At 38.3% G+C, this 14,549-nt stretch carries 14 protein-coding genes; 10 read left to right on the forward strand and 4 right to left on the reverse strand.

Annotation, left to right across the window (positions count from 1 at the left end; translation table 11 throughout):
• Window positions 1-636 precede the first annotated feature (636 nt).
• The 3 genes from AC1DDX_RS14650 (at window position 637) to AC1DDX_RS14660 (ending at window position 3,758) form a co-directional block, all read left to right on the forward strand.
• A complete protein-coding gene (locus AC1DDX_RS14650; RefSeq protein WP_172661121.1) occupies window positions 637-2,004 on the forward strand; it encodes an ammonium transporter in 1,368 nt (455 codons plus the stop codon).
• Window positions 2,005-2,047: 43 nt separating this feature from the next.
• Window positions 2,048-3,076 (forward strand): porin, encoded by a 1,029-nt coding sequence (locus AC1DDX_RS14655; protein WP_172661120.1) that lies wholly within the window; start codon window positions 2,048-2,050, stop codon window positions 3,074-3,076.
• Between the two features lie 97 nt (window positions 3,077-3,173).
• Window positions 3,174-3,758 (forward strand): DUF4468 domain-containing protein, encoded by a 585-nt coding sequence (locus AC1DDX_RS14660; protein WP_288882687.1) that lies wholly within the window; start codon window positions 3,174-3,176, stop codon window positions 3,756-3,758.
• A gap of 32 nt (window positions 3,759-3,790) precedes the next feature.
• Here AC1DDX_RS14660 and AC1DDX_RS14665 read toward each other — a convergent pair whose 3' ends face one another.
• Window positions 3,791-4,264 (reverse strand): ribonuclease H-like YkuK family protein, encoded by a 474-nt coding sequence (locus AC1DDX_RS14665; RefSeq protein WP_099436931.1) that lies wholly within the window; start codon window positions 4,262-4,264, stop codon window positions 3,791-3,793.
• Window positions 4,265-4,532: 268 nt separating this feature from the next.
• On the opposite strand from AC1DDX_RS14665, the gene AC1DDX_RS14670 reads away from it, so the two are divergent.
• The 6 genes from AC1DDX_RS14670 to AC1DDX_RS14695 all read left to right on the forward strand — a co-directional run bounded on the left by AC1DDX_RS14670 (window position 4,533) and on the right by AC1DDX_RS14695 (window position 9,215).
• Entirely contained in the window at window positions 4,533-4,751 is a 219-nt protein-coding gene (locus AC1DDX_RS14670) for a hypothetical protein (protein ID WP_172661118.1), read from the forward strand.
• 26 nt (window positions 4,752-4,777) lie between these two features.
• Window positions 4,778-6,085, forward strand: a complete 1,308-nt coding sequence (locus AC1DDX_RS14675; protein ID WP_172661117.1) for a DEAD/DEAH box helicase — start codon at window positions 4,778-4,780, stop codon at window positions 6,083-6,085.
• 45 nt (window positions 6,086-6,130) lie between these two features.
• The gene (locus tag AC1DDX_RS14680) at window positions 6,131-6,358 is read left to right on the forward strand and encodes a DUF1456 family protein (protein ID WP_048907167.1); all 228 of its coding nucleotides are present in this window, start codon (window positions 6,131-6,133) and stop codon (window positions 6,356-6,358) included.
• Between the two features lie 152 nt (window positions 6,359-6,510).
• Window positions 6,511-7,383 (forward strand): ROK family protein, encoded by an 873-nt coding sequence (locus AC1DDX_RS14685; protein WP_172661116.1) that lies wholly within the window; start codon window positions 6,511-6,513, stop codon window positions 7,381-7,383.
• Between the two features lie 3 nt (window positions 7,384-7,386).
• A complete protein-coding gene (locus tag AC1DDX_RS14690) occupies window positions 7,387-8,205 on the forward strand; it encodes an alpha/beta hydrolase (RefSeq protein WP_172661115.1) in 819 nt (272 codons plus the stop codon).
• Between the two features lie 89 nt (window positions 8,206-8,294).
• Window positions 8,295-9,215 (forward strand): TIM barrel protein, encoded by a 921-nt coding sequence (locus AC1DDX_RS14695; protein WP_172661114.1) that lies wholly within the window; start codon window positions 8,295-8,297, stop codon window positions 9,213-9,215.
• 43 nt (window positions 9,216-9,258) lie between these two features.
• On the opposite strand, the gene ettA is transcribed toward AC1DDX_RS14695, so the two are convergent.
• Complete coding sequence (gene ettA, locus AC1DDX_RS14700; protein WP_477622203.1) at window positions 9,259-10,893, reverse strand: energy-dependent translational throttle protein EttA; 1,635 nt, start codon at window positions 10,891-10,893, stop codon at window positions 9,259-9,261.
• 81 nt (window positions 10,894-10,974) lie between these two features.
• Here ettA and AC1DDX_RS14705 point away from each other — a divergent pair, with 81 nt between their 5' ends.
• Window positions 10,975-11,541, forward strand: coding sequence for a hypothetical protein (locus tag AC1DDX_RS14705; protein WP_288882686.1), 567 nt, complete (start codon window positions 10,975-10,977; stop codon window positions 11,539-11,541).
• Between the two features lie 473 nt (window positions 11,542-12,014).
• Here AC1DDX_RS14705 and AC1DDX_RS14710 read toward each other — a convergent pair whose 3' ends face one another.
• Complete coding sequence (locus AC1DDX_RS14710) at window positions 12,015-13,469, reverse strand: pyridoxal phosphate-dependent decarboxylase family protein (RefSeq protein ID WP_288882684.1); 1,455 nt, start codon at window positions 13,467-13,469, stop codon at window positions 12,015-12,017.
• A 20-nt stretch (window positions 13,470-13,489) separates the two neighbouring features.
• Window positions 13,490-14,549 (reverse strand): S41 family peptidase (locus AC1DDX_RS14715; RefSeq protein ID WP_477622204.1); only part of this gene is annotated, 1,060 nt, incomplete at its 5' end.

Below are 14,549 nucleotides of genomic sequence, written 5' to 3' on the forward strand. Positions count from 1 at the left end.
GAGGTTACACATTAAAGCTACAATATAAAACACCTTCTGGTAAGCTTAAGGATGTTGATGCATCTGTTTTCTTTCATTAGGGTGTAGTTTCTTATCCGGAGGTTGTTTTTAAATCTCCGGATAATCTTTAAATAGCTCTTTTTTTTGGGTAATCTGCCTGAAAAATCTCATTGGTAATCCATAAATGGTGTAATGCCAAAATTTGTTCCCCTTAAAACCATTGCTGGGTCAGGGATTCTGTCTTTTTCTTTTCGAAATTTATAATTTCTGCTTGAAAATAAGCCGATATGCGCCTATTGTGTGTCTGAAAGTGTACTAAATTTCGGGAAATCCCTTTTTTTATCCCGTTTTATCCCGTTTTATCCTGTTTTTTGCTTTTTTCTTTGCAAATCTTGTTTTTTGTTAATTTTTATGTTTTTGTTAAAAAATAAAGGTGTTTTTGTGTTGAATGTGAGAAATATTTAAAAATTTGATAGTGATTTTATTAAATTTTAATGTTTTTGGCTATAATTTTTGAATATTTTAATGTTTTGTGTTGTTTTTGTTTGATTAAAAATATGAATAATTGAAAATTTTGTCTAGTTTTATCAAAAAATCAGATAAAGTATAATTATAAACTAGTAAAATCTAACATTTATGGCAAAAGTTTTATTTAAACAGTGGGGTCCATTTGCAGTTTTATTGATAATTGCAATTTTGGCTCTTTTTATTCCCTTACTTCCTAACTTTGACGAGGGAAAATACAGTGCGCCTGATATTGCATTTGTATTAATTGCTTCAGCTCTTGTATTTTTGATGACTCCAGGACTCGCATTTTTCTATGGCGGTATGGTTCATCGTAAAAATGTTCTCTCTACCATGATTAAAAGTGTGGTGGCTGCAGGTGTAATTACCGTGCTTTGGATTGTTGTAGGCTTTAGCCTTGCTTTTGGAGAAACAATTGGTGGATTTATAGGTAATCCAACCACATTCTTGTTCTTCCAGGGTGTAAATTCTGGTCCGGCATGGGGAACTATTCCACTTTCATTGTTTGCGGTATTCCAATTGATGTTTGCTATTATTACTCCGGGCTTAGTTGTTGGAGCGGTTGCAGAACGTATCCGTTTTACCTCTTACATTTTGTTTATTGTATTGTTTGCCCTATTTGTTTATTCTCCTTTAGCACACTGGACCTGGTCTCCTGATGGATTCCTTTTAAAAATGGGTGTACTTGATTTTGCAGGTGGTACTGTTGTACACATCTCTGCTGGTATGGCTGCCCTGGCTGGTGCTTTGGTTCTAAAACGCAGGAAATCTCATATTGAGCATCAGGAAGTTCCACCAGCTAATATTCCTTATGTACTAATTGGTACTGGCTTACTTTGGTTCGGTTGGTTCGGCTTTAATGCAGGTTCTGCTTTGGGTGCTAATGCTTTAGCAGTTTCGGCTTTCTTAACTACTAATACTGCTGCTGGTGCTGCTGGTTTAGCTTGGATGTTCTTTGATGTGGCAAGAGGTAAAAAACCTTCTGTTTTAGGCTTCTGTATAGGTGCTGTAGTGGGTTTGGTTGCCATTACTCCAGGTGCAGGTTTCGTAAGCATTCCTTCAAGTATCTTTATTGGTGTAATTGCGGCTGTTATTTCTAATCTTGTTGTTTCATGGAAACAAAAAACCAGTTTAGATGATACATTAGATGTATTCCCTTGCCACGGTGTAGGTGGTATTGTTGGTATGCTATTAACCGGTGTATTTGCTACTAAAACTGTTAACAGCGCTGGTGCAGACGGGTTGTTTTATGGAAATCCTGAGTTCTTCTTTACTCAGCTTAAAGGAGCTGTAATTGTAATCATATTCAGTTTCGTAGTTTCTTTCATCATCTTTAAATTAATCAACGTAGTTCAGCCAATCCGTGTTACTTCAGAAGAAGAAGAAGAAGGATTAGATGCTTCTCAACATAACGAGAAATATTCTCAAGGTACTTTGATTGTTGCTTCAACAGGGGCAGAAATTGAAAATACATTTTAACCAACCACAAACTATCTGAATTATCAACCTCAAACCGAAAATTATGAAATTAAAATCAATACTAACTATAGCATTACTATCTATTGTTTCGGCTACCTACGCTCAGGAAGCCGCTGAAGCTCCATTGCAAATTTCGGGTTCAGTTGATACATATTTTAAATATGATTTTGCGAAAGCTCCAAATATTAAAACCTATTTTGCTTCAGAGCAAAACTCGGTTTCTATTGGGATGATCGATTTGGCTTTAAAGAAAACTACTGGTAAAGCTTCATTTGTTGGAGAATTATCTTTTGGACCAAGAGGACAATATCAATCTATTCCAAATGGACCTGATGATAACTCTTTCCATATCCAGAATTTGTACGTTAACTATGCATTTACTGATAAATTTAGCATGACTGCAGGTTATATGGGTACGTTTATTGGTTATGAGGTGATATCGCCGGTGGCTAACTTTAACTATTCTACTTCCTACCTTTTTGGTGCCGGCCCTTTTCAAAATGCGGGTATCAAAGGAACTTATGCCTTTTCAGAAAAAGCCAGTTTAATGGTTGGTTTGTTCAATGACTGGAATGTTTATCAGGATCTTAATGGAGTATCTCATATAGGTGCTCAGTTAATGGTGGCTCCTGTTGAAGGCTGGTCTGCTTACCTGAACTTCTTGTCTGGTTATTCGGCTGGTGCTGGAGGTACGGGAACTATTTTTGATTTAACAACAGCTTATCAGGTAACTGATAAATTCAAGTTAGGCTTAAATGCTGCTGATTATTCTGTTTCTAATGATAATGGTGGTTATACAGGTGTTGCATTGTATCCGCAATATGCATTTACTCCTGCCGTTTCATTGGGTTTAAGAGGAGAGTATTTTAATTACAAGGGTATAGGTGAGCTACCTGATGCAAGTATAGCAGCCATTACTTTATCTGGTAATATTAAAGCAGGTGGATTAACTTTTATTCCTGAAGTACGTTTCGATAGCGATAAAGATTATTCTCAGGAATTTGTGAAAAAGAGCGGTGCTCTGTCTAAATCAGCCTCGCAATTCTCTCTGGCTGCTGTTTACGCATTCTAGGGATTTGTACAAAATATTTTTTAATTTTAAGCCGCCAGAATATTACTTCTGGCGGTTTTTTATTCTCTTTTCTAAGCTTTAAATCAATTATTTACCGATGAAAAAAATAATGTTTGTTCTATCCTTATTCGTATTTAGTCTCAGTGCATTCTCTCAAACAAATGTATTACCCATGGATGAGCGCGGGAAGTATACTTTTTTAGAGGTTGCAGAACTTCCGCTTGTTAAAAAAGAAGTGATGTCTGCAAATGCTAAGCGCTTTTTCAAAGGCTACTCAAAAGCTATTAAACTGAATTCTTCAGAAGGAGATACTGCTTTTTATGGAAAAGGGAAAATGGTTTTAAATAAAAGCCTTGTAGGAGTAGGTCATCCAACAGGTGAGGCTAAATATAACATCTCATTGGAACTGCGTAATGGTAAATATCGATTAATACTTACCGACTTTATGTTTACTCCTTATGAGCGGGACCGTTATGGTAATTTCGTTCCGGTGGCTGTTAGTACAGCGCTTGAGAAATCCCCAGGCAAATTAAATAATGCTGAATGGGAAAAGAATGTAGCATCTATTGCCCGAGAATCCAAAAAAATTGCGGATAAGCTAAAAGCTACTATGAGTAATACCATTAAAGATCCACAGCCCGAAACAAAGAAGCCTGCTACCATTTCCACAACAAAGTGGTAATAGGCTATTAGTTTTAAAAGATATGCCCTTATTTAATGCACCATTTTATCAGCACAGGTTGAGCTGGCAAAAGCTTCGGGTTTTGCTTTGAAAATAAAGCCCATGCTGAGGATATAGCCCATGGCTTCATTTAAAGCCTTGTTTGATTTAAACATTGGGTTGGTGTTAATATCGGCATGTACCTCCAGATCTACATCATACAGATCTAAAAGATCGCAAATTGAGTAAGCGGTTTCAATAGACTTTTGAACTTCAATAAGCATTCTTTCCTTTATGCTCATGCGCTGAGGTGTTTTCTCCTGGTGGATATACATAAAACCTCCATGGTGCTCTCTTAACAGGACTATTACAGTCGCAAAATCAGTTAAAGCTCCTTTGACCTGTGAATCTGTACCKATACAAACTTTAAGGTGATAGCCTTTTTCAGTTTCTCTGATGATGGCCTTTTCTACTTCTTCTAAGATGGGTGCGTGGATTACCTCGCCGCTAAATTTTTTCCAGATCATACGCTAATTGGTGTTATCATAAACAACCCGTATTCAGGTTTCCTAAAAATAAGGGGATTAAATTAAAATGAAGTTAATTCTTTATTGTTTAATTGCTAACAATTCGCTAGTTGTCAACACTTTAGTGTGCTGTTTTGTTGTGGGTTATGGTATCTTTAATATACGCTTGGTATACTATTGCAAAAGGAATATTCGTTAAAACAAAACGGCACTAGATAGTATTATATATATAAATGTACCAATAATAAATTAATCAGATTAAATCATTATGAAGACAGAATTGATAAATGAGTTTTATTTGATGCAAAGGAGCAGGGCATCTGTAGATTATAGTGAAATGCTTAACGACAATGTATATACCCCAATTAAGCATGCAAATCGGAAAATGACAACATGGATCTGTGAAAGAGGGCATATGCTTATGAACATGGAGGTTCGGCTAAACAGCTCAATGAAACACTTAAGAAAGAAGTATCTGAAGTTTTAATGCCTTAATTCCGCTATCTTTGCGCCATGATGGTAGAAAAGGTATTGGAAAATTTAAAAATAGCTTCACTAAATGAAATGCAGCAGGCATCTATTGCCGCATGGAAAAAGGGTGGTGATGTAGTTTTACTTGCTCCAACAGGTTCAGGTAAAACAATTGGTTTTTTATTACCTATTCTAAACAACCTAAAACCCGAAGTTAAGGGTGTTCAGGCCTTAGTGCTTGTTCCTTCCCGGGAACTTGCATTGCAAATTGAAACTGTTTTTAAACAAATGGCTACAGGTTTTAAGGTGAATTGCTGTTATGGCGGTCATCCGGTAAGAACGGAACGAAATAATCTGGAGCAACCTCCTGCAGTACTTATTGGCACCCCAGGTCGGATAGCTTACCACCTCCGTCACGAAAATTTTGATGAATCTACGATAAGTACACTTATACTGGATGAATTCGATAAAGCGCTCGAATTTGGTTTTCAGGAAGACATGTCGTACATTATTCATAAGCTACTTTCTTTAAAGCAACGTTTACTTACTTCGGCTACAGCTATGGAAGAGATTCCTGGTTTTACTGGTGTTAGTAAGCCAACAGAGATTAACTTTTTAAAGGATGTAAAAGTTGTTCCCGATTTAAAGCTTAAAAAAGTACTTACTACAGCCGAAGATAAGTTAGACACCCTATTAAAACTGATTTGCAAAATCGGGAATAAAAATACTTTGATTTTTTGTAACCATAGAGAAACGGTTGACCGTATTAGCGATTTATTGATAGACAAAGATCTGGCACATGATATATTTCATGGTGGAATGGAGCAGGATGAGAGGGAGAGGGCCTTATTGAAGTTCAGAAATGGAAGTATAAAGATCCTTATCACTACTGACCTCGCTTCACGAGGCTTAGATATTCCTGAAGTGCAATGTATCATTCACTATCAGTTGCCATATACAGAAGATGCATTTTTACATCGTAACGGGCGTACAGCCAGAATGAATGCTAAAGGTACTGCATATCTAATTGTTGCTGATGATGAAAAGTATCCATTTTTAAAAGCTGACATAGAAACTGAAAATTTAAAGGGTAATTTTGTATTGCCAGGCGATAGCGAATGGCAAACCTTATACATTGCTGCCGGTAAAAAAGACAAAGTAAATAAAATTGATATCGTTGGCTTGTTACTTAAAAAGGGTGGTTTACAAAAGGAAGATGTGGGATTGATTGAAGTTAAAGATCAGTCTTCATACGTTGCCGTGAAGCGCAATATGATTAACCGAATTCTGAAATCTTTGGCTAATGAGAAGATTAAAGGGAAAAAGGTTAAGATCGAAGTGGCAATGTAATGGAACCAAAAGCATCTAAAGGATTTACTATATAAAACTCAACATATGAGCAATAACGATATTTTTAAAAAGTTGCGTGTAGCACTTGAACTAACTAATGATGATATTATTAAGATCATGGAATTAGTAAACTTTAAGATCACCAAGAGTGAATTGGGCTCGTTCTTTAGAAGTGATGACCACCCAAATTTTAAACCTTGTGGCGATCAGATTCTTCGCAATTTCCTAAATGGGTTGGTTATCTACAAACGTGGACCAAGGCCAGTGAAATAGATAATATTTTTTGCCATCTTCAATTTATTAGCATTCTGCCACTTTTTAAGCAATAAAAAAATGTAAATAAATTTTGCTAAAACGGTTTAAATGTCTTTATTTGAGTTGTAGAATCAAAGCAATTCTATTGTTAACCAAATAGACCTAAATAAATGAATACTAAAACCTCTAAACTTCCCTTTATTGGGGTCGACATAGGTGGCTCTCATATCACAGCAGCACACGTAGATTGCTCAACATATAAAGTTATTGATAGTTCTATGCAACGTTTACGCGTGGCATCAATGGACAGTGCAGAAGTAATTATCCAGTCGTGGGTAGATGCACTTTCTTCACTAATTTTAAAATCTTCTGATGAGACAATAAGAATTGGAATAGCCATGCCCGGACCCTTCGATTATCAGGAAGGTATTTCATTGATGAAAGGTATGCAGAAATATGATTCATTATATGGATTAAATATCCGCACTATTTTATCCGAAAAATTAGGCATTCCAGGTGAGCATATTGTTTTCATAAATGATGCAGAAGCATTTTTAAGAGGTGAACTTGCATCGGGTGCTGCATCAGATTTTGAAAGAGCAATAGGAATAACATTGGGTACAGGACTTGGCTCAACAAGTAATTGCAATGGTCGGGTAACGGATATGAACTTAGCATTTGCTCCTTTTCAAGACAGTATTGCTGAAGAATACATATCAACCCGATGGTTCTTGAAACACTATAAAGAGTTAACCGGAAAGGAAGCGAAAAATGTTGAAGAATTGCTCGCTACGGCAGATGAGTCTGTAACGGAACAACTATTTGAAGAGTTTTCTACAAACCTGGCGGCTTTCTTAAATGATTTTATTGCTGATGAAAATCCACAGGTGTTGGTAATTGGTGGAAATATTGCCAAAACATGGGATCATTTTATTACTAAATTGCAGGAAAAGTTAGTTAATAAAACCGTGGTAATAAAGCAAAGCGAGATGTGGGAAGACGCTGCTCTTGTAGGTGCTGCATGTACCTGGATAAGTAATTAGAAAATGAAAAAATGGGGTTTTCTCATCGGCATCTTTGCATTTTTTAGTGCCGAATCAGTTTTTGCAGCTAAGGTTGATACGGTATCGACCTATAGCGCTGCAATGAAGAAAAATATTAAGGCTGTTGTAATTACTCCTGAGGGTTACAATGAAGGCAAGACATATCCAACAGTTTATTTACTGCACGGAGCCGGAGATGCTTATTCTGGTTGGGTAAATAAGGTGCCATCAATTAAGGAATATGCAGATCATTATCAGATGATCATTGTATGCCCCGATGGAAATGTTACCAGTTGGTATTTTGATAGTCCTGAAGACCCCGCCTGGAAATATGAAACTTATGTAGCTACTGAACTGGTTAATTGGATAGATCAAAAATATAAGACCATAAAAGATAGAAAAGGTCGTGCAATTACAGGTTTAAGTATGGGCGGCCATGGTGCACTATATTTGGCCTTTAAACATCAGGACATATTTGGCGCTGCTGGTAGTATGAGTGGTGGTGTAGACATTAAACCTTTCCCGTTGAACTGGGACATCGCCAAGCGCCTTGGACCTGAAGATAAATATCCTGAGCGTTGGAAAGCAAATTCTGTTATCGATTTAACCTATCTACTTGTTCCTAACAAACTTGCTTTAACTATCGATTGTGGCTCTGAAGATTTTTTTTACAATGTGAATATCAAATTGCACGAGAAACTGCAATACAATAACATTCCGCATGATTTTACCATCAGACCGGGATCTCATAACTGGGATTATTGGAAAAACGCGATCGGATTTCAACTGATGTTCTTTAATAATCAATTCATCAAAAAATAATACGTTTTCATAAATAACTAGAGAAATCTGCTGGAATTATTCCTATTTTAGAAGGACAAAACCGATAGTTACCCTTTATAAATAAGAACATGAATACAACAGATCGCAGAAGTTTTCTCAAAGATTTAGGAATGTTATCTGCAGCTGCAGGACTTTCTTCTTTAATTCCGTTTGACGCACTGGCACTCCCTAAAAAAGAATTTTTCAGTATATCTTTAGCTCAGTGGTCATTGCATAAATCATTGTTTGGCGGTAAGTTAACAAACCTTGAGTTCCCTATAAAAGCTAAAAAAGATTTCGGTATTGATATAGTTGAGTATGTAAGTCCATTTTTTAATAAAAAAGAAACTGATCCGGCATACCTGAAAGAACTAAAAAGCATAACTCAAAATGAGGGAATTCAAAATCACTTAATCATGATTGACGGAGAAGGTGAATTGGGAAATCTTGATGAAAAAGCGCGTTCAAAGGCTATTGAAAATCACCATAAGTGGGTGGATGCGGCCAAAGTGCTTGGTTGTAAAACGATTCGGGTAAATGCAGCAGGAAATGGATCTGAACAGGATGTGAAAACTGCAGTGGTGGATGGTTTAGGCAGACTTACTGAATATGGTAAGCAAAATAAAATCAACATTATAGTTGAAAATCATGGAGGGTATTCTTCTGATGGAAAATGGTTGTCGGATGTTATGAAACAGGTTAATAGCCCTTATTGTGGCACCTTGCCTGATTTTGGTAATTTTAGAGTGAGTGCAGATAGAGTGTACGATATGTACCAGGGAGTAACTGATCTGGTTCCATTTGCAAAAGGAATTAGCGCGAAAACCTTTAATTTCAATGAAAAGGGTGATGAAAAAGATATCGACTACGATCGCATGTTTAAAATTATTAAGGATGCAAAATGGAGTGGTATTGTGGGTATTGAATATGAAGGCGAAGGTTTGTCGGAAGATGAGGGAATCAAAAAAACGAAAGAGCTGTTGTTAAGAATACAAAAGCAATATAAATAAAACAAAACAGGCCGGTATTACCGGCCTGTTTTGTTAAAGAGTACTATACTAATTTTTTGTACCTAATGCGATGAGGAGTTACATCGCCCAGGCGTTTTTTACGGTTTTCCTCGTAATCACTGTAGTTGCCTTCAAAGAAGTAAACCTGAGAGTTTCCTTCAAAGGCTAAAATGTGTGTACAAATACGGTCTAGGAACCAACGATCGTGACTGATTACAACTGCACAGCCACCGAAGTTTTCCAAGGCTTCTTCTAGTGCACGTAAAGTATTTACGTCGATATCATTGGTTGGCTCATCCAGTAACAATACGTTTGCACCTTTCTTTAAAGTGATGGCTAAATGCACCCGATTACGCTCTCCGCCAGATAAAATGCCAACTTTCTTTTGCTGATCACCACCATTAAAGTTGAATTTAGAAACATATGCACGCCCATTTACCGCTTTGTTACCCAATTGGATATTATCTAAGCCATCAGTAATATTTTCATATACCGTTTTGGCAGGGTCAAGGTCATTGTGCATCTGATCTACATAACCAAGTGAAACAGTTTCTCCAACACGGAATGTCCCGGTATCTGGAGTTTCCTGTTCAGTAATTAGGCGGAATAATGTTGTTTTACCTGCACCATTAGGGCCAATAATACCTACTATACCGGCAGGTGGTAAAGAGAAACTCAGATTCTCAAATAACAATTTATCGCCATAAGCTTTGGTAACATTGTTTGCCTCAATAACTACATTCCCCAATCTTGGTCCAGGCGGAATAAACAATTCCAATTTGTCTTCTCTTTCTCTCGAATCCTCTGATGCCAGCTTGTCATAGTTTGATAGACGAGCTTTAGATTTAGCATGACGCGCTTTCGGTGCCATACGTACCCACTCAAGCTCTCTTTCAAGAGTTTTCTGACGTTTGCTCTCCGTTTTTTCTTCCTGTGCCAAACGTTTAGCCTTTTGATCTAACCATGATGAATAGTTTCCTTTCCATGGAATACCTTCACCTCGGTCTAACTCAAGAATCCATCCGGCAACATTATCAAGGAAATACCTATCGTGGGTTACTGCAATTACAGTTCCTTTGTATTCTTTTAAAAACTGCTCTAACCAATCAATACTTTCAGCATCAAGGTGATTCGTAGGTTCATCTAGTAATAAAACATCTGGTTCCTGCAGTAGTAAACGACACATCGCCACACGTCTTCTTTCTCCACCCGATAGTACTGAAATTTTTGTATCCGGATCTGGGCAGCGAAGCGCATCCATTGCACGTTCTAATTTGTTATCCAGCTCCCATGCATTTACAGCATCAATTTTGTCCTGAAGCTCACCTTGTTTGGCCATTAGTTTATCCATTGCATCAGCATCTTCGTAAACTTCCGGCAAACCAAACTGTTCATTAATAGACTCGTATTCTTTAAGGATAGCGGTAATTTCAGCTACGCCCTCTTCAACAACCTCTCTAACTGTTTTGTTTTCATCTAGTTCCGGCTCCTGTGCAAGATAACCTACAGTGTAGCCCGGAGAGAAAACAACTTCGCCTTGAAAAGCTTTGTCAATACCAGCAATGATCTTCAAAACCGATGATTTTCCCGATCCATTTAAACCAATAACACCTATTTTTGCACCATAAAAAAAGGAAAGGTATATGTTCTTTAAAAATATTATTTTCTCGTCGGACATCGTTATTTCGTATATTAGAGTTGTTTTTATTAAAACGGGGACAAAACGGGGACAATTTTTTTGTTAACTAAAAAGAAAACTATGTCAAACTTCACACATTCTGAACCCTATATTTATAGCAAAGATAAGAAAGGAAAGCCAGTAAAAAAGTGGTGTATCAGATATTCGATTCAATATCCAAATGAAGGGAAAGAATACCCCAAGGAATATGGTAATTCCTATAAAAAGGATCTTAATAGAATCCGTAATCCAAAAACTAAACAGTATGAGGCAGAAATAATCCTGGGATGGGTAGAAGCTGATTTAAAGAATGGAATAGATCCTAGATTTCGGGAGAAACAGGTAGAAGATCGGATAATGGAGGAAATTAAAGCATCGGAACAATACAAGTATGCTGATGTATTTAAGCTATGGTTCGCCTCGATGAATTATGTTAACCCTATCCCCAGTAAGGAAATTTCTGCAAAAATCTATAAGAGATTTCATGAAAATCAATTTATTCCATACTTAAAGAGTATCGGTAAAGAACATGATATCCGACTAATAGATGACAACGTGTATATTTCGCAGATAGTAGACACTTCATTTCGGGCCAAACTGTGCACCCGAACTTCTACCCTTCATATCCGGAGGAATCTTAGTCTTTGAGGCCAATATATTCAAATCCCGAAAATTCACCCTTATCCATTTTTTAGTGGAGCTCTTTTATTTTTAGCGCCGTGACTGATGACGGATAGTTTCAAAGGCTATTTTTGAGACCTGAGAGGAGATCGTGACCTCAGTTTTTGATAAATCTATGTATCTGAAGAAGTCTTCATGGATTGGCCTCAGAATTTTGCAATGAAACGCAATTAGAGGCATGCTAATTAATTTTTATGACCGAAATGAGTTATCATCCCATGGTGCTTTTCTTGAGGCTAAAAACGGCTTAAAATAAGCCGACTGACCATTTTTCAACGAAATCAACTGATCATTTTGGGCCGTAATATGAGGCCACGTTCCGCGAAAGAGGTGGCCACATACGGAATAATCCCCATTTGGACGACTGGCTCAGGTGTAGCTTCAGTCTGCACATTAATTTTATCTGGCCAACACTACTTTTGCAATCATTCCTCGTTAAGTTATTTGATTGCCTCCGAAATGGAATAGCCAATTTTTATGGACTGTGCAACCAACAGTTCAATATCAGATGTTTTGGTTCGGTGGTTTAATATGCATACCCTGATGCAGTAAGCCCCTCCCAGAATTGTGGATGAAGGAGATGCTATTCCGCTCACCTGTAACTTAATGAGCAACTCGCGATTGAGTGCATTTGCCTCAGATTGGCTTATACCCTGTCTTATGAACCGGTAACACACTATACTCAGGCTAATCGGTGCCATCAGTTCAAGCTCCGGATTACGAGTAATCAACAGCCCTAGGTGCTTTGCCTGCCGTAGATTTTGGACAATTTGCCGGGTAATTTTTTTAATACCATGTTCTTTAAAAGACATCCATACTTTTAGGGCTTTAAAACCCCTGGAAAGCTCGAAACCGTAATTGGTGATGGGATCGAGGCCGCCTGCCAGTCCTTCCATTTCGTTCATCAAATATTTTGGAGTGAATGAAAATGCCGCCCGGTGAACTTCCTGATCTTTGATCAACACACAGCCCGCCTCATAAGGTGCTTGAAACCATTTATGCAAGTCAAAAGCGACACTGTCTGCATCTTCAATGTATCTGAGCCTCTGTTTGTGAGATCCAGTCAGTTTTGCTGGTGCTCCGTAAGCACCATCTATATGAAACCAAAGCTGATAAGTCCTGCAAATATCCCGGATTGACTTAAGCGGGTCTATTGCGCCGGTATTGACCGTTCCCACGGTAGCTACAACACAAAACGGGCTAAATCCGGTTTTCAGATCAGTTTGAATCTGTTTTTCCAGATCTTTTATTTTAATCCGGTACTGTTTGTCAACTCCGATCAGGCGAACGGAATTTTTCCCAAGACCAAGAATCTCAGCTGCTTTTAACACACAGCTATGGGTTTCAACTGAGCAATATAATACTAATGCGGCAGGCGAACCGTATAAACCATTGGTTCTTACATCGTAGCCTGCTTTATGATTTCTGGCAACGGTCAGTGCAGTAATGTTAGCCATTGAACCGCCGCTAACCAGCAGACCCGATGATGTTTCTGGAAAACCCATTAGCTGCTTACACCATTTCACTACTTGCTGGTCGACATACATTGCCGAATGTTCACCGATCGTGACATTGGGATTCATCGCCGATGCGAGTAGGTCCGCAAATGCACCCAGTGGGGTTCCGCCGCCCTGTACCCAGGCGAAAAATCTTGGATGGATATTTCCTTTTGGGTATGGCAGTATCGTTCGTAAAAATTCAACGTATACATCGTTTGCTGTAGTGGGAAATTGGGGGAGGTCCGTGGAAAGGGTGTTTTTGACTTCCTGTGGCACCTCATTCCATACGGGCACGTGCCCAATGTTACACAATAGGTCAATCACATCATCAATTACCTGATGTCCGAGTTTGCGCATTTGATGCCAGTTTTCCGGATCTAGGCTTTGTTCTTTCATTATTCTGCTTTTATGCGTCATCATTGGGATTTGGGAAGGCTTTTTGCGAGTATAAGCGCCTGTCTAAGCACCACATCCTCCCCGGTTAAAATCTGTTGTATAGTTGGATTTATATTTAGCTCAACGGGAACTCCTTTCGCGGTTGCAGTCGGGTTCTTCAAGTGCATGTAATAGCCAAGCAAGGGAACGTCTAGCCCAAGTTTGGTATTTGGCAAGGTGACCATTGCAAAGCCGCCGCTTGAATTTCCAGTATACCCGCCGCCAGTTTCTTCGCCAACCAGCATCGCTCGCCGGTTATCTTTTACAATTGCTGCAAATTCGCTGGTCACCGAGAAACTTCTGCCGTTGACCAATACGATTAATTTGCCCGTATACGGATTTGGCTGCGGAGTTTGCAGTCCAAGACCCTCTTTTTGCGTAAATAGATACTCGTTGCCTTTTTTAACAATAAATTGTTTAAGGTAGGCTAACTCCGGCGGAAGCCATGCGTACTCAGAAAATGAGTAATCTGGTTTTCCCGCCACCGTAAAACGGTCATAATATCTAAACGGCATAGCTGTGAGGTAAGCGTAGAGTTTGAACCCAAAGGCGTCGGTGCCGCCTTCATTATCCCGGAGATCAATAATGAGCGAATTGATCGACTTGTCTTTAATATTTTTAAACGCGCTTGCTAAAAAATCCTCATATTTCTGTAAACCTTCTTTTTCCTGAAAGACCGGGATACGCATTAATGCGACTTTTGCACTTGGGTAGATAAGTGAATATATGGGCTCCAGAGGAATGAACCTGGGAAAAGCAGTGGCCGCCGCCGATCTTACTGATATCCCTTTCGGTTTGCCCGTCTTATCAATCAACTGGATATCAAATACATTTTTGTCGCCTAAGACTTCTGCATAATAACCCGAAAATGTTTGATTCAGCTCCTGATATTTGAACGTTTCTCCATCAGCATCTGAAAAAATATTTTGGAAAAGAAGGGACTTGATTTCACTAATGGCTTTCCCGTTAATTGACTTTAGTTCGCATCCCGCATACGGAAACGACGGATCTGAAAATGACTTAAGAATATAAGCTTTATCT

It is taken from the genome of Pedobacter sp. 10L46_2, assembly GCF_056395165.1.